Origin of the sequence: Haliea sp. E17 (genome assembly GCF_048323675.1) — a bacterium.
Lineage (GTDB): Bacteria > Pseudomonadota > Gammaproteobacteria > Pseudomonadales > Halieaceae > Mangrovimicrobium.
Genome location: NZ_JBLWFK010000002.1, coordinates 395,001 through 415,779 on the forward strand (window position 1 = coordinate 395,001; position 20,779 = coordinate 415,779).

The following is a 20,779-nucleotide window of genomic DNA, read 5'->3' on the forward strand; positions in this document are numbered from 1 at the left end:
GGTTGAAGCCCGGTTGGGGATGGTGGCAGTGAAGGAGTAAAACGGGTAGGGCGGGGCAGGTGGCCGGCCGGCCGACCCGGAAAGGGCCGGCAGGCCGGTTTGCTACGCTTATACGATCAGTCCGCTGACTGCGATGACGGCGACAATCCCCAGAGTCAATGTCGCCAGAGCGAGACTGGTCGGCCCCCCGGCCGGTTCCTGCTTCCCATTGAGCAGGTAAGCGCTGGTTTTCTTGCTGTTGTTTTCCATATCATTGTCCGCGTTAAAGGACCCCAACAGGGTTGATTCTAGGCAGCCTGTACGTGACTGCCAGCGGCAATTGCTGTATCTGTGAACCAGGTCGCGTTTTCTTTATGGCGGGGCGCTGTATTCGCTGCGTGCGTGCTGCCTCTCGCCGCACGGGGCCTGGGTTATACTGGACATGGTCGATTGCAGGGAGTTGCAGGTATGAGGTTCCCCCGGGTGATATTCGCCCTGGTGCTGGTGGCAGCCAATGCCGGTGCCGACAGCCAGCAGACCACGGTGTACCGATCCGTTGACGAGCGCGGCGTTGTAACTTTTTCCGATACGCCCCCGGAAGACACCGCCCAGGCGGAGACGCTGACCCTCCGGGTCAATTCGCCCGATGTCGATCCGGATGCGCAACAGCGCCTGGAAGCCATGCGGGAGACCACTGACCGCATGGCCGCCGACCGCCGGGAGCGGGAAAAACACCGGGCGGAAATTCGCGAGTTGTCCCAGCGCTCACCGGCGCCTGCTGGCTACCAGCCAGCGGATCAGGAGCAACAGGACTACTGGTATTCCCCCTACTGGGGTAACTACTATCCGCGCCCGATACGCCCGCCGTACCACGACCGGCCACCGCCCCTGCGACCGGGCGTCGATCCCGAGGCCTGGTCGCGCAGCCACAATTCGCAGTTGATGCGGCCGATATTGCTGCGGCCCGTCCGTTGACTCCCCGCCCCGGCCGGGTATCGCGGGTGATTGCCCGGGGAAGGGCATTGATCTAGAATCCCCGCTCTCCTGAGGGGAGGCCTGCGTGCCTGAGACGTCGCCGACGCGACGAACCCTTTGAACCTGATCCGGATAATGCCGGCGTAGGGATAGGTGCAAAGTTCTGTTTTTGTTTGTCTGTCGCCTTTTCGCGCCGCTGCCGGATTGCCAACTGGAATAACCCGGGAGCCTGCGATGTTCGCGCGCCGTCGAAGCTGTTTACTGTCACTTGCCCTTGCCGGCACCCCCTGTGCCGTTTTCGCCCAGGCGCTCGAAGAGGTTGTCGTTACCGCCGATTTCCGCCCGGTTGACCTGATGACCTCCGCCGCCAGTGTCAGTGTGATCGGCGAGCCGGAAATGGCACAACGCAGCGCGCGTCACCTGGAAGATATCCTCAGCGCGGCGCCCAATGTCAGCTGGTCCTCGGGTGCCTCGCGCAGCCGGTTCGTGCAACTGCGCGGCATCGGCGATCTCGAGCAGTATGCTGAACCCAAGTACTACCCCTCCGTCGGCCTGGTGATCGACGACCTCGAACTCGGCGCAGTGGCCAGTGCCGGGATGCTCTTCGATACCGCGCAGGTCGAGGTGTTGCGCGGACCCCAGGGCACCCGCTACGGGGCCAGCGGGCACGCCGGTATGATCCGCATCGGAACGCGTGTCCCCAGCGACAGCTTCGAGGCGCAACTGGAGGGCGGCGTCGGCAACTACGGCAGCTACCACATGGGCGCGGTACTCAGCGGGCCGCTGGGTGAGAGCCTCAAGGGGCGTATCGCGGTACAGCAGAATACCGGCGACGGCTACATCGAGAACGCCTATACCGGCGATGACACCGCGGATTACGACGAACTGACCGGTCGCGTCCGCCTGGTCTGGGAACCGGGCAGCAACGGCAGCTACGATTTCAGCTACCAGCACTTCGAAAGTGATAACGGCTACGATGCCTTTTCGCTGCAGAACAACCGCACCACCTGGAGCGATGAGCCCGGCAGCGACGAGCAGGATCTGGACGGTTTCAGTGCCCGGGGTGAATGGCGGCTGGGTCAATCCACCCACCTCCAGGCTATCGCCACCTGGCTGGACGGTGATTCGCTCTACGATTACGACGTCGACTGGGTCTCGGCACCGGTCTGCGAAATCGCAGTTTGCAGCTACGGTTACGACACCGCGCGCGAAATATTCGCCCGGGATCGCAGCCAGGGCACGCTGGAATTGCGCCTGCTCGGCGGTGACGACGACCGTTCCCGCGGCAGCCTGCGCTACGTGATTGGCCTGTATGCCAATCACAACGAAGAGCGACTGCACTACGCCTACCCGAGTGCCTGGTACGGCCTGTACGAAAGTGATTCCGACTACGATACCGATCGCTATGCGGTCTACGGCGAACTGGAATACGGCCTCGGCGAGCGCTTGGGAGTGAGTGCCGGCCTGCGGGTCGAGCAGTTCAACGACGACTACAGCGACAGTAACGGCGTCTCCGGGGACAGCGACGACCAGTTGTTCGACGCGGAGCTGAGCCTGCAATACGATCTCAATGACACGACATTCCTCTATGCGACGCTCGCCCTGGCCAACAAGCCGGGCGGGGCCAATGTCGCCGCCGGTTCACAGTACGCCTTCATGAGCGCGCCGTTCCAGCAATTCATGCAGGGCAAGCTACGCTTTGGCAACGAGACCCTGTTCAGTCGCGAACTCGGCCTGAAAGCCACCGCCTTCGAAGACCGCCTGTCACTGCGCAGCGCGCTATTTTACGCGACCCGCGAGAATGCCCAGCTGGAAAGCTGGATGTGGGACGCTGCCGCCGGGCTCTGGGTGGGCTATCTCGACAGCGGATCGGACGCGACCAGTTACGGCCTGGAGTTGGAGGCGGACTACGCCCTTACCGCGGCGGTACAACTGTATGGCAGCATCGGCTGGCTGGAGACCGAGGTCGATGAAATCAATACCTTCGATCTCGACCTGAACCAGTTTGTCAGCCACAAAAACCGCGCCCAGGCCAAGTCGCCCGAATACCAGTACAACGCCGGCGTGCGTGTGCAACTGCCCCGCGGGTTTACTGCGGCGCTGGAAGTGGAGGGCAGGGATGACAGTTATTACGGGTACTACCACAACGGCAAGCTGGACAGCTATGACCTGCTGAATGGCAGCCTCGGCTGGTCCGGCCAGCAACTCGATATCCGCCTGTGGGGGCGCAACCTCGGCGACGAGGACTACGCAGTGCACGGCCTTTATGTCGGCGCGGACCCCCGCGACGACTTCGGCGCCTGGGCCAACCAGACCTATTACCAGTTCGGTGCGCCGCGTACTTACGGCGTCGACGTCACCTGGCGGTTGTGAGTTGAGCGATGGCGTTTAATACCCTGGTCGAAATCGCCGCCACCCTGTGCGGGCTGGTCTATATCCTGTTCATGATTCGCGAGCGGATCATCTGCTGGCCCTTCGGGATTGCCGGCTCAATGTTGTCGATCTACCTGTTCGTGGAAAATCACCTGTACTCCGAAGCCATCCTGTACCTGTTCTACGTGGTAATGGGTTTCTGGGGCTGGCAGCGCTGGGCGCGCAGGGAAACACTGGCGCACAACAATCCGGTGGTGCACTACAGCTTCCTGCAGCACCTGCCGTTGCTGCTGGCCTCCGCCCTGGGCAGTTTCGCCCTGGGCTGGTTTTTCAGTACCTTCACGGATGCCGCGCGTCCCTGGTTCGATGCCACGACTACCGTGTTCAGTTTTACTGCGACGTATTTTGAAGTGAAAAAAGTGCTGGAAACCTGGCTCTACTGGATCGTACTCAACGCCGCTTCAATCTGGTTGTATGCCGATCGTTCACTGGATATCTACGCGGCGCTGATCTGTGTCTACACCGTGCTGTCGGTGTGGGGGCTGGTGCAGTGGTGGCTTGCCTGGCGCCGGGAGAATTGCCTGCAGGCACAGGCCGCGGACTAGCCGGCCGCGAGTGCGGCCGCCCGCCCGCGCCGCTCGTTGACGCTGAACAGCAGCAGCAACCCGGCGACAAAAAACGCCAGCGGCGCCAGCAGGGATATCCGGTGGTCGCCGGCCCACAGGTGATTGAGCAGCCCGTAGGCGATCGGACCCACGATTGCCGCTGCGCGGTTGGCCATGCCCCAGAGGCCGAAAATTTCACCGTTGCGCGCCTGCGGCGTGAGATTGCCGATCAGCGCGCGCCCGCCGGCCTGGGTGGCTCCCATGGCCAGACCGATCAGGTTGCCGCACAGCCACACGTCGCCGGTGGCATTGGCGGTGGCGCCGACCGCGATGGCCACGATCCAGGTAAGCAATGCCCCGGCCAGTGTCGGTACTGAACCGAAGCGGTCCTGGGCGTGGCCGAAACCGAAAGCGCCGGCGGCCGCGGTCAGGTTGACCACCATGATCAGCATGATCAGTTGCTGGCTGTCGAAACCGAAAACCTCCTGGGCGAAAATGGCGGCGATGACCACCACGGTGGACACCCCGGCCTGGAACAGGCTGAGGCAGCCGAGGAAGCGGAACAGGTCGGGCATGCGGCGCACGTGCTGCAGCGTATCGAGGACCTGGCCGAAGCCGGCGTGCAGCCAGCTGCTTCCCGGGGGCAGGGGGCGGGGCCGGGCGCGCTCGCGCAGGAACAGGAAGGTCGGGGTGGCGGTGATGGCGAAAATCACCGCAGTGATCAGCAGCGTGACCGGCACGTAGCCGCTGGCAGGCATGCCGGCGGCGGCAGCGTACTGGATCCAGCCCAGGCAGCAGGCCAGTGTAAGCACCCCGCCAAAGTACCCCAGCCCCCAACCGTAGCCGGATATCCGGCCCATGTTGTCTTCCGTCGCGATCTCCGGCAGGAAAGCCGCGATCAGGTTTTCACCCAGGGAAAAGGCGGTGGCGGAGATTACCAGCATGGTGATCGCCAGCCAGAGTTGGGCGGGGCCCGCAAAGGCCAGTCCCGCGGTGCCTGCAATGCAGCACAGGGTGGTGAGCAGCAGGAACCGTTTCTTGCTGGCGTGGTAGTCCGCCAGGGCGCCGACCACGGGGCCCGCCAGCAACACGACGAAGTTGGAAAGGCCAATCGCCAGGGTCCACAGCAGGGTGGCCATGCCCGGCGAGGCCGCGCCGATTTCAGCCGCAACCACGCCGACGAAATAGGCGCTGTAGATGGTGGTCAGCACCACGGTGGTATAGCCGGAGTTGGCGAAATCGTAGAAAGCCCAGGCCAGGATCTCGCGTTTGGCGACCGCGGCCGGCGGATCTCCGGGGATTTCCTTCACGCCAATTTACCCTTTGCCCGGGGAGAGGCTAACATGCGCCCAACGCGGAGCAGGGCGACTGCACAGGGGCGATGAATGACCGAGACACTGCAGGACCTGGTAATGGCAATGGCGGATACTTGGATGGCGGCGATTCCCCGGTCGGTGCCCGACAAGACAGCGTTGCAGCGCTGCCGGCTGGTATCCCACCGCGGCGAGCACGATGGCAAACTGGTGAGGGAAAATACCCTGCAAGCCTTCGCCGATGCAAGTGCCGCCGGCGTCTGGGGTATCGAATGTGATATCCGCTGGAGCGCCGATGGCCAGCCGGTGATCTGCCATGACCCGGATTTGCAGCGCGTGTTCGGCGCGCAGCAGCGTGTCGCTGAATGTACGCTCGCCCAATTGGGTGGCATCGCGCCGGACCTGCCCACCCTGCAGGCCCTGGTGGCGCAGTTCGGCGGTCGCAACCACCTGATGCTCGAACTCAAGGCCGACAGCAGGGGCGCCACGCTGGCCCGGCGACAGAGCCTGCAGCAACTGCTGTCGCCACTGGAGCCGGGAAGGGACTTCCATATACTTGCGCTCGATCCGGCGCTTTTCGAACTGGTCAGCTTCCTGCCGCCCTCCGCCTGCCTGCCCGTGGCCCAGACCAATACCCGCAAATTGAGCGAAGTGGCATTGCAGCGGGGCTATGCCGGTCTCGCCGGACACTACCTGTTGCTGGGGACAGACCTGCAGCATCGCCACCAGGCGGTCGGCCAGCGCGTGGGCAGCGGGTTTCCCACGTCGAGCAACTGCCTGTGGCGGGAGATCAATCGGGGCATGGACTGGATATTCAGCAATCACGCGGTAGCGCTGCAGCGCGCCATCGCAGCGCTGCTGGAGGATCAGAACCGGAACACGCCGAACAGGGCGGCGTGATCCGACAGGTCGCGCCAGTGGCCGCTCGCCAGCTTGCGGCAGGAGATCGGTTTGAGCCCGCGATAGTAGACCCTGTCAACCGGCAACAGGGGCGCCCACACGGGGAAGGTGCGCGCGTGCCGTCCCTCCAGTGTCACGAACAGTTCCTTCAGGTTCAGGTCGTCGTGGAAATGGCGTTCGGCGCGCCGGCGCCAGTCGTTGAAATCCCCCGCGATGATCATGGGTTCATCTTCCGGCACGTGCTCGGCAATCCGCCAGGTCAGCGCCTGTAACTGTTCGCGCCGCTCCTGTTCCAGCAGCCCGAGATGCACGCAGAGCGTATGCAGGCGCGTTTTCGCCGGTCCCAGTTCGATGACGCCGTGGAGAATGCTGCGACTGGAGCGGGGGAACAGCGAGACATCGATATTCTCCCAACTGACGAAGGGATGCATGCTGAGAATGGCGTTGCCGTGATCGCCCTTGCGGTAGATGGCGTTGCGCCCATAGGCATAGTGCGGCCAGGCCTGGTCGGCGAGGAACTCGAAGTGAGGCTGTTCCGGGTAGGACAGCCGGCCCATTTTTTTTTCCGACTTCTGTGCAAGCCCGTGCACTTCCTGGAGGAAGACGATGTCCGCGCCGGTTTCCGCGATGCGCTGGCGCATGCTGTCGAGTACGAAGCGGCGCTTCCCGGTGCAATAGCCCTTGTGGATGTTGTAGGTCAGGATATGAATTTCCCTGCCGGCTGTGGACATCGGGCGCTCTCAAATGAACAGGAAAGGACAGCAGTATAGTTGAGCCTCCAGTTTGACAGCATCGCCGGGATTTCGCTGCAACCATCCGGCGGAAAATCCGGTTTGCTTGCGTGCCCGCCACAAAAGCTCTAAATTGAAATGACTACAGCAGGTAAAAACCTGCGCCTTCGGGTCTGTAACTCAAGAACACAACAGTAACGCTCGTCACGGAACCATTGCTTCGGTCCATGGTTCGGTGGCATCTGTCACCAGTCGTGCACAGCCTTCCGGGGCGTGTGCCCGGGCCTGGAGTGTTGCCAGGTGTCTACAGTTGGGATTCCGGCAATGTCCTCGCAAGGTGGCATACAGTTCACGGGAAAGTGCAGTGCGCAAGCAGGCGCGCTCCACGTTCCTGAATTGGGCACTAACGCTTCTGCGGAGGTCTGCGATGACACGGCAAAAGCCCATTCGGGTGGGCATCATGGGGTTCGGCCAGATCGGCCGGCAAATCTACGAGCTTGCTGCCTGCAGCGACGATGTCGATATAGTCGCCATCGCCGATATCGGCAAGCCGCACATCCTGCATTACCTGCTGCGTTCCGAGGTGGAAAATCCCCAGGACTACCTGCTGGAAGGCAATTTCCTGGTCAATCCCCGGTTTCGCTCAAGGCTGGTTGAGATCGACCGCCCCGCGGAGGTGCCCTGGGATATTTTCGCCGTGGATGCCGTCATTGACGCTACCGGCAAGTTTCGCGACGGCCAGTCCATGCGCGACCATCTCCACAGCGGCGCGCCGCGGGTCATCCTGCGCACGCTCCCCACCGACGAGATCGACCGCATCGTTATTCCCGGCCTCAACCACGCCAGTGTCGAGGCGGGCGACCGTATGATCTCCGCCGGTTCGGCGACTACCGGCGCCCTGGCCCTGCTGCTCGACAGCCTCTCCCGCAGCTTTGCAATCGAATGTGGCAGCATGACCACGGTACATGCCTACACCTCGGACCAGGCCCTGCAGGACTATGCGGGTTCGGATTTTCGTCGCAGCCGCTCCGCCGCCAAGAACATCATTCCCAACAACCACGAAGCCAGCGACTGGCTGGGGCGTCTACTGCCCGGGTTCGAGGGCAAGATCCTCACCTCGGCGCTCAATGTGCCGGTGCAGGAGGGTTGCCTGCTGGACGTCAACCTGGTCATGGCCGACCCCGCGGTGGACGCCGAGGCCGTCAATGCCGTGATGCGCGAGGCGGCGCAGCGCAACCCGTCCATAATCGGTGTCGCCGAAGACCCGATCGTATCCTCTGACGTGATCGGCAGTCCGCTGTCGCTGTTGTTTGACCTCAAGGGCACGATCAAGGCGGGAGGCAGCATCATCAAGACCCTGAGCTGGTACGAGACCCGCGGCCACGCCGCGCGCCTGCTCGACGTGGTGCGCCTCTACGATACGCTGGACAGCCAGCGGGAGGTGGCCTGATGAAAGTCGGTATCAATGGTTTCGGCCGCATCGGTCGCTCGGTCTTCCGGATCCTGGAGAATGTTCCGGGCGTGGACGTCGTCGCCATCAACGACCTGTTCGACAATGAGGCACTGCGCTACCTGCTGAGCTACGACACGGTGATGGGCCCATTCCGCAAGCCGCTGAAACTCGAGGACGAATATTTCGTCACCGACAAGAGCCGCGCCCTGCTGCTCAATGAACGCAACCCGGTCGATATTCCCTGGGGCCGGCTCGGCGTGGATGTGGTGGTCGAGTCCACCGGCGTGTTTCGCGCGCGTGAGCAACTGGAACAGCACCTGCGCGCGGGGGCGGAGCGGGTAGTTCTCACTGTCCCCTCCAAGGACCCGGTGGATTACACGGTAGTGCTCGGGGTAAACGACGACGGCCTGTCGCCGGAGCACCGCATCATCTCCAACGCCAGCTGTACCACCAATTGCCTTGCACCCATGGCCAGGGTCCTCAACGACGCCTTCGGCATCGAGGAGGGCGTGATCAATACCGTGCACGCCTACACCAACGACCAGCGCCTCGCGGATGTGCCGCATTCCGACTGGCGGCGCAGCCGCGCCGCCGCGGAAAACATCATCCCCACATCCACCGGCGCCGCCAAAGCGGTCGGGGAAGTACTACCCCAGCTGAAGGGCAGGCTGCACGGTATTGCCGCCCGGGTGCCGGTACCGGACGGTTCCGTGGTGGACCTGTTCGTCAAACTGTCGCGCGCAGTCACCCTGGAGGAGGTCAACGCTACCGTGCGTGAGGCGGCAGCCTCAGAGCGGTTGCGCGGCATCCTGCAGTACAGCGACACGCCGATCGTATCCTCGGATATTATCGGCAACTCCCACTCGTCCATTTACGACGCGGGGTTCAGTGCGGTCACCTGTGATCGCTACCTGCGGGTACTCAACTGGTACGACAACGAATGGGGCTACTCATCCCGCGTCTGCGACCTGCTGGGGAGGATTGGTTCCTGGTGAGCATGCAACCGGACTACACCAGCCTGCGCAGCAATGTCAGCTACCTTGGCAGGGTGCTCGGTGAAACGGTCGCCGCTGCCGAGGGCGAGGACGTTTTTGCACTGGTCGAGCGGATCCGCGGCCTGTCCAAGTCCGCGCGCGACAACAATGCCGAGGATCGCGCGGCGCTGCTGGCACAGTTGCGCTCGCTGGAAACCGGCCAACTGGTGCCGGTGGCGCGCGCGTTCGCCCAGTTTCTCAACCTCGCCAATATCGCCGACCAGCGGCACATGGTCTCGCGGGAGATGGACGAGCTGGTCTCCGCTTCGCTCAATCTCGCGACCTGCCTGCGGGAATTGCGCGAGGAGGGCGTGTCGATGACGGCGATTAGGGAGACCATCGGCGCACTGCGCATCGACCTCGTGCTCACCGCCCACCCGACAGAAATCACCCGCCGCACACTGATCCACAAGCACAGTGAAATCGGCCGCTGCCTCGGCCAGCTGGAACTCTCCGGGCTGACCCCCCGGGAAGAAGAGAGCCTGCGCAGTCGCCTGCGCGAACTGATCGCGCAGATCTGGTACGGCGACGACTTCCGCAGCGAGCGGCCGAGCCCGGTAGACGAGGCGAAATGGGGCTTCGCGGTGGTCGAGGAATCGCTGTGGCGGGCGGTACCGGAATTCCTGCGGCGCCTGGATGGCGCCCTGCTGGAAAATTGTGGCGAGCGGCTGCCGCTGGATGCGGCGCCAGTGACCTTTGCCTCCTGGATGGGCGGCGACCGCGACGGCAATCCGAATGTCACGGCGAAGGTCACCCGCGAGGTCCTGCTGCTGTCCCGCTGGCAGGCGGCGGACCTCTATCTCGGCGATATTACCCAGTTGCTCGAGGAACTTTCCGTCACCCGGGCCACGGCCAGCCTGCGCGACTATTCCGGCAACGCCCATGAACCCTATCGCGCCATCCTGCGCCAGCTGCGCGAACTGCTGCGCAATACCCTGGCGGCACTGGAGGCGGAACTGGACGGCAATACCCCCGCTGAAGTGGAGATACTCGAACGCGAGGAGCAGTTACTGGAGCCCCTCGAAGCCTGTTACCAGTCGCTGGTGGCATGTGGCATGCAGATTATTGCAGATGGGGCGCTGCTGGATGTCCTGCGCCGGGTGCGCTGTTTCGGCGTACACCTGGTGCGCCACGACGTGCGCCAGGACAGCGCGCGGCATACCGCCGCCATCGCCGAGCTCACCCGCTGGCTGGGACTCGGTGACTACGCCGGCTGGGACGAGGATACCCGCAGGGCCTTCCTGTTGCAGGAACTGACCAGCAGGCGGCCCCTGCTGCCGCGGGACTGGTCGCCCAGTGCGGATACCCGCGAGGTGCTGGATACCTGTGAGGTCATAGCCGCCACGCCGCGCAAGGCCCTCGGCGCCTACGTGATCTCCATGGCCCAGCAGGCATCGGATGTGCTGGCGGTACACCTGCTGCTCAAGGAGTGCGGGGTGGGTTACCACCTGCCGGTGGCGCCGCTGTTCGAAACCCTCGACGACCTGTCGCGGGCCCGCGAGGTGGTCGGCGACCTGCTGCAGATGAACTGGTTCCGGGGCCAGGCCGGCGGCGAGTTGATGGTAATGATCGGCTATTCCGACTCGGCCAAGGATGCGGGGGTGCTGGCGGCGTCCTGGGCCCAGTACCGCGCCCAGGAAGAGCTGCTGGCGCTGTGCGCCCGGCACGCGTTCGACCTGACCCTGTTCCACGGCCGCGGCGGCACGATCGGCCGGGGCGGGGCGCCGGCCCGGGAAGCCTTGCTGTCGCAGCCGCCGGGTTCCCTGAAGAACGGGCTGCGGGTGACCGAGCAGGGCGAAATGATCCGCACCAAGCTGGGCTGGACCTCGCTGGCGGTAAAAACCCTGGCTCTCTATACCGATGCCATCTGCCGCGCCAACCTGATGACCCCGCCGGCGCCCGAGGACGACTGGCGGGCGATGATGGACGAACTCGCCGCGGATTCCTGTAGCGCCTACCGGGCGGTAATCCGCGAGGAACCGGACTTCGTGCCGTACTTTCGCGATGCCACGCCGGAACAGGAACTGGCCAAGCTGCCGCTGGGATCGCGCCCGGCGCGGCGCAAGGCTGGCGGGGGTATCGAGAGCCTGCGCGCAATCCCGTGGATATTCGCCTGGTCGCAGAACCGCCTGATGCTGCCGGCCTGGCTGGGCGCCGGTGAGGCCCTCGCCAACGCGGTGGCCGGGGGCAAGGCGGAGCTGTTGCGCCAGATGGTCGCCAGCTGGCCATTTTTCGAGGTGCGCCTGTCGATGCTGGAGATGGTGTTTGCCAAGACCGACACCGGCCTGTCCGCTTACTACGACGAACTGCTGGTACCCGAGGCGACCCGGCACATCGGTGAGCGCCTGCGCAACCAGCTCGGCCTCGACATCCAGACCATACTGGGCATTCACGGCAGCAGCAGCCTGCTCGCCGACCAGCCATGGACGGCGGAATCCATTCATTTGCGCAATATCTACACCGACCCACTCAACTACCTGCAGGCCGAACTGCTGCAGCGCCACCGGGCCAGTGACACCGCCGAGGCGGACGTCGAACGGGCTATCATGGTGACCATCGCCGGGATTGCCGCGGGGATGCGCAACACCGGCTAGACTGCCGTCGCCGGCAACCGCTGGCCATTCACCGTCGCCCTGCTGTATCGAGGGCGGCGACGCGACTTGAAAAACCCCCATGCACTGCCACAATGAATTCGCGTGGCGAACCATTGCCCGTCGCGGCAGTCACCCGTGCTGCCGTACCGGTTCGTCGACAGCACAACCCGTTCCAGGTCACGTTGGCTCAATAAGATGAGGTACACAAGATGCAAAGGATGATGAAAGCAACCCTGATAGTGGCATTCATGGCGTTTTTCACCCAGCTGGCCTGGGCGGAAGACGACAGCTATGCCAATGCACTCAAGTCGTTCAAGGAGGCGGGGGAATCCGCGGAGTATTTCAATTCCGCCTACGGCTATGCGCTGTTCCCGACCATTGGCAAGGGCGGTATCGGCATTGGCGGCGCCCACGGCAAGGGTCGGGTATATGCCGGCGGCAACTATGTCGGCAACAGCAGCATGACCCAGGTAACGGTCGGTTTCCAGCTCGGCGGCCAGGCCTACAGCCAGATCATATTCTTCAAGGACAAATCCGCGTTTGAGGACTTCACCTCCGGCAACTTTGAATTCAGCGCCCAGGCCACAGCCGTTGCGATCACTGCGGGTGTTTCCGCCGAGGCGAATACCGGCGGCGGCACCTCGGCAGGCGCCAGCGGCGGCAGCAACAATGCTTCCACGGTATCCGCCGGCTACCGCAAGGGTATGGCGATCTTCACCATCGCCAAGGGCGGGCTGATGTACGAGGCCGCACTGGGCGGGCAGAAGTTCACCTACGAATCCCTGTAGGTTTTCAGTCCCGGGGGCGATCGCCCGGAGCTTCGGCAGCCCGTGCCAGCTCCAGGGCGGTTTCCAGTAACTGTGGCGGGGTCTTGCCAATCACGATGACGTGCCATGCCTGCGGGCCGTGGGCGCCGTAGACCAGCCTGGCCTCGATATCGCCGGTGCTCGAGGGGCCGGCGATGCAGTAGATGCCCCGCGGTCGCTGGCCCCTGTGCCAGTCCTGGCGTGACCAGAAACTTTCCATATCTGGCAGGATGCGCGCCCTCTCCACCAGTACGATATGGTGCTCCGGCAGGAGGTGGTTGGCTGGCGGGTTGTGTTTGCCGCTCAGCAATACGGTTGCGCCGGTTTCGGCGATGCCCCAGTCGGCGTAGCTCAATGCGGCCTTTTCCCCCGGCTCCAGCTCGCCGAAGCGGGGCAGTACACCGCCTTCCCGCCAGGGCATCGCGGCCAGGTGGGGCTCGTTGCCGGCCACCAGTCGATGTGCGCGAAAGTGTTTGTAGAGGTACTGTCCTATTCCCTTCACGGCCTCCCGCCGGTCCTCGGCAAGGGCCAGGGTGCCGTGGTTGCGCAGGACGTTGGTCATGAAATTGACCACACTGTCCGCATCCAGCTGGTGAGCCGCGGGTGAGCGGCCGAGCCCGGCCAGTTCCCTGGCTACGGCATCAGCACCCATGCCTCGCGCTGCACCGCGCACCCGGGCCAGTATCCGCTTGCGATTTTCACTGCTCATGTTCGCGGTGCCGCTCCCGGGCTGCGTACTGTTGCATGAAGGTGCCGCGCTGAGGGCTGGGGAAATCCCGCTGCCCGGTCCAGCCGCTGGCGAAGGGCAGGCGGTGAAAGACACCCCTGCGCCGCCCCAGCCAGTTCAGGCTGCGTATGGCCAGCCCGGTGGCCCACCGGTAGAGCGCCGGATGGCAGGCCAGCCAGGCGTGCAGCCGCAAGCCGAGCCGCCAGCGGCTGCTGCCGATTCCGCGCTGGCTCTTTTCGCGGCGCAGTTCCCGCAGCAGGCCGGGCAGGGGGATCGACGCCGGGCACACCTCTTCACAGCGACCGCAGCTGGTGCAGGCATCCGGGAGCGCCGCATGGGTCTCCAGCGATTCCAGCAGGGGCGCCAGTACCGAACCCATTGGCCCGGGGTAGACTGAGCCGTAGGCCTGGCCGCCGGCCGCGGCGAATATCGGGCAGTGATTGAGGCAGGCGCCACAGCGAATGCAGTCGAGCATTTCGTGGAAGGGGCCGTCGAGCAGGTCGCTGCGATGGTTGTCGAGCAGGATGATATGGGTTTCCACCGGCCCGCTGCCCTCGACTTCCCGGCGCGGCCCGGAATAGTAACTGGTATAGCAGGTCTGCCGCTGGCCGGTCGCGGACCGCGCGAGCAGGCGCTGCAATGCGGCCGCGTCCTCGCCCCGGGGCAGGATGCGATCGAAGGTGGTACAGACAATCAGGGTGCGGGGCAGGTTGGCACAGAGGTCGCCGTTACCCTCGTTGGTCACCAGCATACTGTAGCCGTTCTCGGCGATCAGGGCGTTGGCGCCGATGATGCCCACTTCGGCCTCGAGGAAGTGCTTGCGCATGATCTGCCGCGCTTCCGCCACCAGTGATTCCGCGCTGTCGAGTTCGCGGCTGCCGAGCTTGTGGTGGTCGAGGAAAAGTTGGCGAATCTGGGCAATGGTTTTGTGGCGCGCGGGGCCGACGATGTGCGCGGGTTTTTCCCCGGCCAACTGGATGATGTATTCCCCGAGGTCGGTTTCCACGACCTCCATGCGTTCGCGTTGCAGGGCCGCGGCGAGCTCGGTCTCCTCGGTTACCATCGACTTGCCCTTGGCGATCCTGCGCGCGCCGTGCTGGCGGCAGATGTCCAGGACGATGGCGTTCATCTCATCGCCGGAGTCCGCGAAATGGACCTGGTTGCCATTGCGAATGGCTTCCAGTTCAAAGCGCGGCAGGTAGTGGTCGAGATTCTCCAGGGTGTGCCGCCGCACCCGTTTCAGGTGCTGGCGCAGGGCTTCGAATTCGCCGAACTCGGCAACCGCGTGCTGGCGCAGCAGGGGAGTGGCGCGGGCCAGCATGTCGCGCTGGCTGACCGCGGCCGGGTCGGTGAGGGCGGACTCGGCGGCGCGGATGAAATCGTTGACGGGATGCTCGGTCGCGATCATTCGGGTTCGCCGATGGCTGGCGTGTCGAGATCGCCGTCGAGCAGTTCCGCGACGTGGCGAAACTGCAGCTGCCGCCCTTCGCGGCGGGCGCGACCGGCGAGGTGCAACAGGCAGCCGAGATCTCCGCCGGTGACCAGTGTCGCCCCGCTGGCCTCGGCGGCGGCCAGTTTGTCGTCGGCCATCTTGGCGGAAATCGCCGGCATCTTCGCGCAGAAAGTGCCGCCGAAGCCACAACAGACCTCGGTCTGCTCCATCTCTGCGATGCGGACACCGCAGAGCGATCGCAGCAATTTGCGCGGTTGGGATTTTATCCCCAGCTCCCGCAGTCCGGCGCAACTGTCGTGGTAGGTAATCGCCGGCAGGCTCTGATCGAGTTGCGTCCGGTGATCGATGCGCATGACTTCGGCCAGGAAGCTGGTCAATTCCCAGGTGCGCGCCGCGAGGTCGAGGGCCCGCTGGCGCCATTCACCACTCAGCAGGGCGGGGTAATGGTGACAGATCATCCCGGCGCAGGAGCCGGACGGGACGACGACGTACTCGGCGTGCTCGAACAGTTCGATAGTACGCTTGACCAGCGGCAGGCAGGCGTCGGCTTCACCGCTGTTGTACGCGGGTTGGCCGCAACAGGTCTGTTCCTGGGGAACGTCGACAATGCAGCCGGCCCGCTCGAGCAGGCGGATACTGGCAAAGGCTACCGAGGGGCGTAGCAAATCCGCCAGGCAGCTGACAAAGAGCGCTACACGCGGAGGCTGTGGGTCGGTGGATGTCACGGCGACAGTATAGCCAAATCACCGCTGACTTGTCGGCTTACCACGGCAACTGTCCGAACAGCACGACAAGCAAGGCGGTCGCGGTGGTGGCCAGCCCGGTCAGCGCCGCACGGGCCAGCGGGTGCCGGCTTTCCAGCAGGCGGATGACCACTTCGCCGCTGGGCACGTGGCGAATCCCCTGGCCGGCCACCGCGAGGGATTGCAACAGGGGCAGGGATGCCAGCGCCGGGATCAGCGCAGTGCCGGTGAATACCACGATGTCATCGATGAACAGGAAGGGTCCGCAGCGCTTGACCCGGGCTGCGCCGCCACTGTGATAGCGTTCGAGGTGATCCACCAGCACACACTGGCCCTTCAACAGCCCGATGCGATCCAGCGGGCTGCGCTTGAGTATCTGCAATGCCAGGAATGGTCCCCCGAGAAACACCAGCAGCGCCAGCAGGTGCAGCACCGGAATCGAAAACGCCAGGGCCAGCAGTAACAGGCCGGCACTCACCCAAAGCCAGCCGAGCGTGTCGCGGCGCAGCTGTGGGGATCGATCCGGGTTCTCCGGTACCCAGGCGACCTGGTCGAGAACCGCGTCCAGTGGCTCGGCGCCGCGGGGTTTGCTGCTGGAAAATACGCGGCTGCGCAAGCGCTCGAATTGCAGGTAGGCAACGCCCGCCACCAGCGCCACCACACACAGTGTCAGTGCCAGGCGCCAGGCCAGTGTCTGCCAGTGGCGCAGCTGTTCATCCCTGGCGAGCCGCTCCTCCAGCAGGGGGGAACTGAACCCGGCTTCCGGGTCACCCGCGGCATTGTAGCGCTGGATGCTGGCCTGTTGTGGACTGCTCAGCAGGACCTTGTCTTTCCACGGGATCAGCCGTGCACCCGCGAACGCGGCGGGGCGGGGCACCTGGCGCAGGAAATTCCACTGGCTGTCGAACAGGTAGAGACCGCTGGACCCGGTTCCCGGGTTGCGCATGGTGACCCACCAGTTGTCGCCCTGGCGCAGGAAGTCCACTACCGTAGTCTGCTCCGCTTCGAGTGCCGGGGGCGGGAGCAGTAACAACTCATCGATCTGCTTGCCAAAGGCCTCCGGCTCGATCCGGAATACGCCGATGGCGGGTGCCTCCGGGCGATTGATCAGCAGCAGGCCGGTATCCAGCTGCAGCACGCTGGGGGTCGGCAGTTGAACCTCGGCGCTGGCGATAAATTCGCCATTGCTGCTGATGCGCAGGATGCGCGAGTTGTCCAGGCTGGCCAGTACCAGGTCGCCGGTCAGGTGATGACGGGTAATGGCATCGAAACCGGTGGCGGCATACTCTCCGGGAAGCGCGCGGCACAGCTTTTCAACCGGTTGGCAGCGCCACAAGCGCAGGGGGCTATCCGGTTTGCCATGTGCTCGCGCCCGCAGGAGCAGGGTGCCGTCGCCGTCAGCCAGCAGGGGGGGGAGAGCATCGCCGATGCCCCAGTCTTCGAGGGCATAGGCTGATTCCGGTACGCCGGCCCGGTCGTGCTGCAGTAACTGCTGACCGACGAGGATGTACAGTTTGCCATTGGCGGTAGCGGCGACTGCCGCAGGCCCCAGGGCCAGCGGGGTGGGCCGTTGGGCTATATAGCTGCCCAGCAGGATCAGCAGCAGGGCCAGTGCCCCACCGGCGACCAGTTGGCCGCGCCGGGCCTTGTGGCGGGCATCCCGGGCGCGTTGCCGGACCCGGGCGGTGCTGCGAAATGGCTGCAACCGGTAGGGGTTCGGTCCCCGGCGCTGTGGCGGCTGGGGCGCGAAGGCGAGGGCCTGGGAAAGGCCTGTGAGCTTCAGTCTGGAGCGAATTCGCGAGCGTGACGGGGCGACTGCTGCGGTTGCGTCCGGAGTATCATCGGGCGGCGGCGTCGTCTCCGCAACGCGGCTCGGCGGGGATTCCGCGGGAGTGGCCGGAACGGCCTGCGCGGCGCGGTCGTCCTCTTCGCGCTGGCGCCTGGCGGCGACCTCACGCTGCCGCTGCTGGCGCTTGGCGTCAATGCGCGCCTGCTTGCGTGCCGTCGCCGTTGCCTTGCGGGCGCGCTTGCGCGTACTGGCCTGCGCCTGGCGCTCGGGTCTTGCACTGTCGCCGGGCGATTGCTCCGCTGCTGCCCCGCCCCGGGTAGGCTGGGCGTCCCCGGCAGAGGCCGCAGGGGGCTCCTCGATGATCTTGACCAGGGTGGCCTCGAGGCCGTGTTTGCGCATACGCGCGTAGTACTCTCCGCCTTCCTTGCGTTCGAGGTTGCGGCGCAGAATGATGGTCTCGCCGGAGAAAAACTGTTCCAGGCGTTCCCGGTCATGGATGTCAAAGATTTCAGCGAAGCGCGCGCGGGCGCGCTCCGGGTCCCGTCCCCTGGAAATAACACCCGAAAAGGTGAGGTTGAACTTGTTCACCCCGGCCCCGAATCCCCTGGTATTTGTTGTTTTCTGCTGCGGTATGTTCGGTGATCGCCAGGGCTTTGCCAAGCAATGATCGGGCTTTTAGTGAACTCCTGGTGAACGACTAGTGCACCCCGTGCATCAGGCGCTTCAGCAATGGTGAAAAAACCAGCAGCACCACACCGACAACGAGACCGGTGTGGAAAAGACTGGTGAACAGGTCAGTGTAGGTTTGTAGCGCCGCTGTGCCGTCGGCAACCACCCCGTCGGTGGTTGTAACCGCGGCCAGCTTGGAAATCTGTGCCGCGAGCATCTCGGAGTAGGCGGTGGCGAGGAACCAGGCACCCATCATGACGCCGACCACGGAGGGAACCGACAGCCGGGTGACGGCGGACAGGCCCACCGGCGACAGGCACAATTCCCCCGTGGTATGCAGCAGGTAGGCCAGCACCATCCAGTAGCCGGCTACCAGTCCGGAAGCCTCCGGGTGAGTCGCACCGTAAACCAGCGCGCCGAAGCCGAGACCCGCCTGGATTGTGCCGAGGGCGAATTTTACCGGTGTCCTCGGCTCCAGCCCGCGGCGTCCCAACGCGGTCCAGAGCCAGGCGAACAGGGGAGCGAAGAGGAATATAAACAGCGAATTGAGGGAGCCGAACTGCGCCGCGGTCAGTTCAACGCCGAAGATCGTCCTGTTCATGACCCGGTCGGCGAACAGGGTCATCGAGGCGGCGGCCTGTTCGAACAGGGCCCAGAAGACGACGCTGGAGAGGGTCAGCAGAATCAGGGCGATCATCCGTTCCCGCTCCACCCGGTTGCAGCGCGCGACGATAAACCACAGCAGCCCCAGCAGCACGACAACCGATAGCAGGTTGAGCAGGATACCCACGGCGCCGTGGAACTGCAGCATCTGCCAGACCACGGCGATGCCACCGATCGCGCCGAGGTAAATGGTCGCTTCCATGCTGATGCCGAGCGCGGATTTCCCGCGCAGGCGCGCCGGGTCCGCGGGTTCGGCGTGCCCCTGCAGGTGGCCCTGGAAGACGATGAAAGTCACCAGCCCGATCACCATCCCCACACCCGCCGTGCCGAAGCCCCAGGCCCAGCCGAGGGTCTCGCCGAGATAGCCACAGAGCAGCGTGGCGGTGAAAGCGCCGATGTTTATGCCCATGTAGAAGATGGTAAACCCGGCGTCCCGCCGCGGGTCCTCCTCGCTGTAAAGCCGGCCGACGATGGTCGAGATATTGGGTTTGAGGAAGCCGACGCCCATCACGATCAGCGCCAGTGACAGGTAGAACACCTGGATCGCCGATTCGTCGCGTACCACCTCGCCGGCGATCCGGCGCGCCTGCTCGCCTTCGACCGCCATTCCCAGGTGACCGAGGACCAGCAGGATGCCGCCGAACACGACCGACTTGCGCATGCCGAGGTAGCGGTCGGCGAGCAGCCCGCCAATGATCGGCATGCCGTAGACCAGTCCGGCATAGGCGCCGAGCACGTCGAGGCCGAGTTCGTCGGTAAACAGGTGGTACTTGGTGAGGTAGAGCAACAGCAGGTACTTCATCCCGTAGAAGGAGAAGCGCTCCCACATTTCGGTGGCGAAGCAGACGAACAGGCCGCTGGGGTGGCCGAGGAGGGTCCTGGAGGGGATCGCGGGGCTATTGTCCGGGTGGGTCACGGAGCGGGTACGCCAGTTGCCGGGGATGGCGCCATTATAGGGACAAAGGTTTGCATCGGTCCAAACGCCTGTCACGGGATTTTTGCGGTCACCATTGCCCGGCCGCAAAGCCGGTTTCCTCCAGGGGATTGCAGCCAATGGCGCGAGAAGCAATGCCCGTGGCGCAGCGGGCAATGGGGCAGGGGGATGAATTCAGGTGAAATGGGCGGCAAATTCATTCGGTATTTCCCGGAGTGTGACATGACCGCAGCCCCCCCCGGGACCTTGTCCGGCCACCAGTTTCGGCAGCGTTTTGACGAAGCGCGGCATATCGTCGATGACTACGCCCGATTCCTGGCCCAAAGCGGTCCGATGCCAGGGCAGGTCATGGATGCCTCACTGTTGCCCCACCCCAAGCACCGAATCCGGTCGGCGGTGCTGCTGTGCCTGAATTGCAATCTCGACCCGGTCCTCGGCGAACACCTCGAGGCCGGTTACCTGCTGCTGTCCGCGTTCCAGGACGGCGTCGGCCCCCGGGCCGTGGGAGAGGTGTTTGCCCACCTGGAACTGGAAGCCGATCCCCATGCCATTGACGCGATCCTGAAGCGCGAGTACCAGGCCGCAGATCCCTTCCGCAACCGCGCCCGCCAGGAACTGCAGGAACTGCATCGCGACCTCGAGTCCCTGCGCCGCGCTATCGCTCCCGCTTCCCACTAGCCTCCCCGCAAGGGTTAGCAGGCATGGCGCCGGCGCTATGCCTGTTTTATGCTTAGACTTGCAATCGCAGCCGCCGCAGGCGGCGTCACGGGGATGCCATGCACGAAAGCCTGTTTGTCCAGGGTCTGGAACTTATGCTCTATGGCATGGGTACCGTGGTGATTTTCCTGTCCCTGCTGGTACTGGCGACATCGGCCATGTCCCGGTTCATCAGTCGTCATTTTGCCGAGACCAGCGCGATTACTGTTTCCGCCAGGCCCCCAGCCACCGGCAAGCCGCAAGCGGTTGACGACAGCGAACTCGTCGCGGTGATCAGCGCCGCCGTACAAAGCCACCGCCAGCGCCGCGGGCGTTGACCGG

General features: G+C 64.4%; 18 protein-coding genes and 1 riboswitch. Of the genes, 10 read left to right on the plus strand and 8 right to left on the minus strand.

Translation table 11 applies throughout. The features are described 5' to 3' along the window. Window positions 1–108 precede the first annotated feature (108 nt). Window positions 109–249, minus strand: a complete 141-nt coding sequence (locus ACNKU3_RS04915; RefSeq protein ID WP_418258302.1) for a hypothetical protein — start codon at window positions 247–249, stop codon at window positions 109–111. Between the two features lie 198 nt (window positions 250–447). Here ACNKU3_RS04915 and ACNKU3_RS04920 point away from each other — a divergent pair, with 198 nt between their 5' ends. The 3 genes from ACNKU3_RS04920 to pnuC all read left to right on the plus strand — a co-directional run bounded on the left by ACNKU3_RS04920 (window position 448) and on the right by pnuC (window position 3,932). Beyond that, the gene (locus tag ACNKU3_RS04920) at window positions 448–954 is read left to right on the plus strand and encodes a DUF4124 domain-containing protein (RefSeq protein WP_418258303.1); all 507 of its coding nucleotides are present in this window, start codon (window positions 448–450) and stop codon (window positions 952–954) included. A 62-nt stretch (window positions 955–1,016) separates the two neighbouring features. Further along, window positions 1,017–1,121: riboswitch (TPP riboswitch) on the plus strand. A gap of 67 nt (window positions 1,122–1,188) precedes the next feature. Beyond that, window positions 1,189–3,327: a TonB-dependent receptor gene (locus ACNKU3_RS04925; RefSeq protein ID WP_418258304.1), complete on the plus strand. Its 2,139-nt coding sequence runs from the start codon at window positions 1,189–1,191 to the stop codon at window positions 3,325–3,327. An 8-nt stretch (window positions 3,328–3,335) separates the two neighbouring features. After that, on the plus strand, window positions 3,336–3,932 hold the full coding sequence (gene pnuC / locus ACNKU3_RS04930) for a nicotinamide riboside transporter PnuC (RefSeq protein WP_418258305.1): 597 nt from the start codon (window positions 3,336–3,338) through the stop codon (window positions 3,930–3,932). Here pnuC and ACNKU3_RS04935 read toward each other — a convergent pair. Further along, window positions 3,929–5,242: an MFS transporter gene (locus tag ACNKU3_RS04935; protein ID WP_418258306.1), complete on the minus strand. Its 1,314-nt coding sequence runs from the start codon at window positions 5,240–5,242 to the stop codon at window positions 3,929–3,931. The two genes, pnuC and ACNKU3_RS04935, sit on opposite strands and share 4 nt — an antisense overlap. Before the next feature lie 75 nt (window positions 5,243–5,317). Here ACNKU3_RS04935 and ACNKU3_RS04940 point away from each other — a divergent pair, with 75 nt between their 5' ends. After that, a complete protein-coding gene (locus tag ACNKU3_RS04940; protein WP_418258307.1) occupies window positions 5,318–6,145 on the plus strand; it encodes a glycerophosphodiester phosphodiesterase in 828 nt (275 codons plus the stop codon). On the opposite strand, the gene ACNKU3_RS04945 is transcribed toward ACNKU3_RS04940, so the two are convergent. Next, the gene (locus ACNKU3_RS04945; protein WP_418258308.1) at window positions 6,112–6,876 is read right to left on the minus strand and encodes an endonuclease/exonuclease/phosphatase family protein; all 765 of its coding nucleotides are present in this window, start codon (window positions 6,874–6,876) and stop codon (window positions 6,112–6,114) included. The two genes, ACNKU3_RS04940 and ACNKU3_RS04945, sit on opposite strands and share 34 nt — an antisense overlap. A 427-nt stretch (window positions 6,877–7,303) precedes the next feature. Between ACNKU3_RS04945 and ACNKU3_RS04950 the strand changes: the two genes are divergently transcribed. The 4 genes from ACNKU3_RS04950 to ACNKU3_RS04965 all read left to right on the plus strand — a co-directional run bounded on the left by ACNKU3_RS04950 (window position 7,304) and on the right by ACNKU3_RS04965 (window position 12,745). Beyond that, the gene (locus tag ACNKU3_RS04950) at window positions 7,304–8,326 is read left to right on the plus strand and encodes a glyceraldehyde 3-phosphate dehydrogenase NAD-binding domain-containing protein (RefSeq protein WP_418258309.1); all 1,023 of its coding nucleotides are present in this window, start codon (window positions 7,304–7,306) and stop codon (window positions 8,324–8,326) included. Next, complete coding sequence (gene gap / locus ACNKU3_RS04955; protein WP_418258310.1) at window positions 8,326–9,324, plus strand: type I glyceraldehyde-3-phosphate dehydrogenase; 999 nt, start codon at window positions 8,326–8,328, stop codon at window positions 9,322–9,324. Before ACNKU3_RS04950 ends, gap begins: the two co-directional genes overlap by 1 nt. Window positions 9,325–9,326: 2 nt before the next feature. After that, entirely contained in the window at window positions 9,327–11,957 is a 2,631-nt protein-coding gene (gene ppc, locus ACNKU3_RS04960; protein WP_418259021.1) for a phosphoenolpyruvate carboxylase, read from the plus strand. Between the two features lie 221 nt (window positions 11,958–12,178). Further along, window positions 12,179–12,745, plus strand: coding sequence for a YSC84-related protein (locus ACNKU3_RS04965; RefSeq protein ID WP_418258311.1), 567 nt, complete (start codon window positions 12,179–12,181; stop codon window positions 12,743–12,745). A 4-nt stretch (window positions 12,746–12,749) separates the two neighbouring features. Here the strand turns inward: ACNKU3_RS04965 and ACNKU3_RS04970 are convergent, their stop codons facing one another. From ACNKU3_RS04970 to ACNKU3_RS04990, 5 genes are all read right to left on the minus strand, one after another. Next, window positions 12,750–13,472 carry a LutC/YkgG family protein gene (locus tag ACNKU3_RS04970; protein ID WP_418258312.1) on the minus strand — a complete coding sequence of 241 codons (723 nt, stop codon included), beginning with the start codon at window positions 13,470–13,472 and terminating at the stop codon, window positions 12,750–12,752. Then, the gene (locus ACNKU3_RS04975; protein WP_418258313.1) at window positions 13,462–14,898 is read right to left on the minus strand and encodes a lactate utilization protein B; all 1,437 of its coding nucleotides are present in this window, start codon (window positions 14,896–14,898) and stop codon (window positions 13,462–13,464) included. Before ACNKU3_RS04975 ends, ACNKU3_RS04970 begins: the two co-directional genes overlap by 11 nt. Beyond that, entirely contained in the window at window positions 14,895–15,668 is a 774-nt protein-coding gene (locus tag ACNKU3_RS04980; RefSeq protein ID WP_418258314.1) for a (Fe-S)-binding protein, read from the minus strand. The genes ACNKU3_RS04975 and ACNKU3_RS04980 overlap by 4 nt, the downstream gene beginning before the upstream one ends. Before the next feature lie 37 nt (window positions 15,669–15,705). After that, the gene (locus ACNKU3_RS04985) at window positions 15,706–18,063 is read right to left on the minus strand and encodes a hypothetical protein (RefSeq protein ID WP_418258315.1); all 2,358 of its coding nucleotides are present in this window, start codon (window positions 18,061–18,063) and stop codon (window positions 15,706–15,708) included. A 109-nt stretch (window positions 18,064–18,172) separates the two neighbouring features. Continuing rightward, entirely contained in the window at window positions 18,173–19,696 is a 1,524-nt protein-coding gene (locus tag ACNKU3_RS04990; RefSeq protein ID WP_418259022.1) for a peptide MFS transporter, read from the minus strand. Between the two features lie 267 nt (window positions 19,697–19,963). Here ACNKU3_RS04990 and ACNKU3_RS04995 point away from each other — a divergent pair, with 267 nt between their 5' ends. Both ACNKU3_RS04995 and ACNKU3_RS05000 read left to right on the plus strand, forming a co-directional pair. After that, window positions 19,964–20,419 (plus strand): hypothetical protein, encoded by a 456-nt coding sequence (locus ACNKU3_RS04995; protein ID WP_418258316.1) that lies wholly within the window; start codon window positions 19,964–19,966, stop codon window positions 20,417–20,419. A gap of 98 nt (window positions 20,420–20,517) precedes the next feature. Then, window positions 20,518–20,775: an OadG family protein gene (locus tag ACNKU3_RS05000; protein WP_418258317.1), complete on the plus strand. Its 258-nt coding sequence runs from the start codon at window positions 20,518–20,520 to the stop codon at window positions 20,773–20,775. Window positions 20,776–20,779 lie beyond the last annotated feature (4 nt).

What these genes read in the sequence shown, in the direction of transcription:
- ACNKU3_RS04920 (WP_418258303.1), top strand. Translation starts at nt 448, where the DNA reads ATGAGGTTCCCCCGGGTGATATTCGCCCTGGTGCTGGTGGCAGCCAAT.
- ACNKU3_RS04950 (WP_418258309.1), top strand. Translation starts at nt 7,304, where the DNA reads ATGACACGGCAAAAGCCCATTCGGGTGGGCATCATGGGGTTCGGCCAG.
- ACNKU3_RS04975 (WP_418258313.1), bottom strand. Translation starts at nt 14,898, where the DNA reads ATGATCGCGACCGAGCATCCCGTCAACGATTTCATCCGCGCCGCCGAG.
- ACNKU3_RS04940 (WP_418258307.1), top strand. Translation starts at nt 5,318, where the DNA reads ATGACCGAGACACTGCAGGACCTGGTAATGGCAATGGCGGATACTTGG.
- ACNKU3_RS05000 (WP_418258317.1), top strand. Translation starts at nt 20,518, where the DNA reads ATGCACGAAAGCCTGTTTGTCCAGGGTCTGGAACTTATGCTCTATGGC.
- ACNKU3_RS04995 (WP_418258316.1), top strand. Translation starts at nt 19,964, where the DNA reads ATGACCGCAGCCCCCCCCGGGACCTTGTCCGGCCACCAGTTTCGGCAG.
- gap (WP_418258310.1), top strand. Translation starts at nt 8,326, where the DNA reads ATGAAAGTCGGTATCAATGGTTTCGGCCGCATCGGTCGCTCGGTCTTC.
- pnuC (WP_418258305.1), top strand. Translation starts at nt 3,336, where the DNA reads ATGGCGTTTAATACCCTGGTCGAAATCGCCGCCACCCTGTGCGGGCTG.
- ACNKU3_RS04945 (WP_418258308.1), bottom strand. Translation starts at nt 6,876, where the DNA reads ATGTCCACAGCCGGCAGGGAAATTCATATCCTGACCTACAACATCCAC.
- ACNKU3_RS04925 (WP_418258304.1), top strand. Translation starts at nt 1,189, where the DNA reads ATGTTCGCGCGCCGTCGAAGCTGTTTACTGTCACTTGCCCTTGCCGGC.
- ppc (WP_418259021.1), top strand. Translation starts at nt 9,327, where the DNA reads ATGCAACCGGACTACACCAGCCTGCGCAGCAATGTCAGCTACCTTGGC.
- ACNKU3_RS04970 (WP_418258312.1), bottom strand. Translation starts at nt 13,472, where the DNA reads ATGAGCAGTGAAAATCGCAAGCGGATACTGGCCCGGGTGCGCGGTGCA.
- ACNKU3_RS04965 (WP_418258311.1), top strand. Translation starts at nt 12,179, where the DNA reads ATGAAAGCAACCCTGATAGTGGCATTCATGGCGTTTTTCACCCAGCTG.
- ACNKU3_RS04915 (WP_418258302.1), bottom strand. Translation starts at nt 249, where the DNA reads ATGGAAAACAACAGCAAGAAAACCAGCGCTTACCTGCTCAATGGGAAG.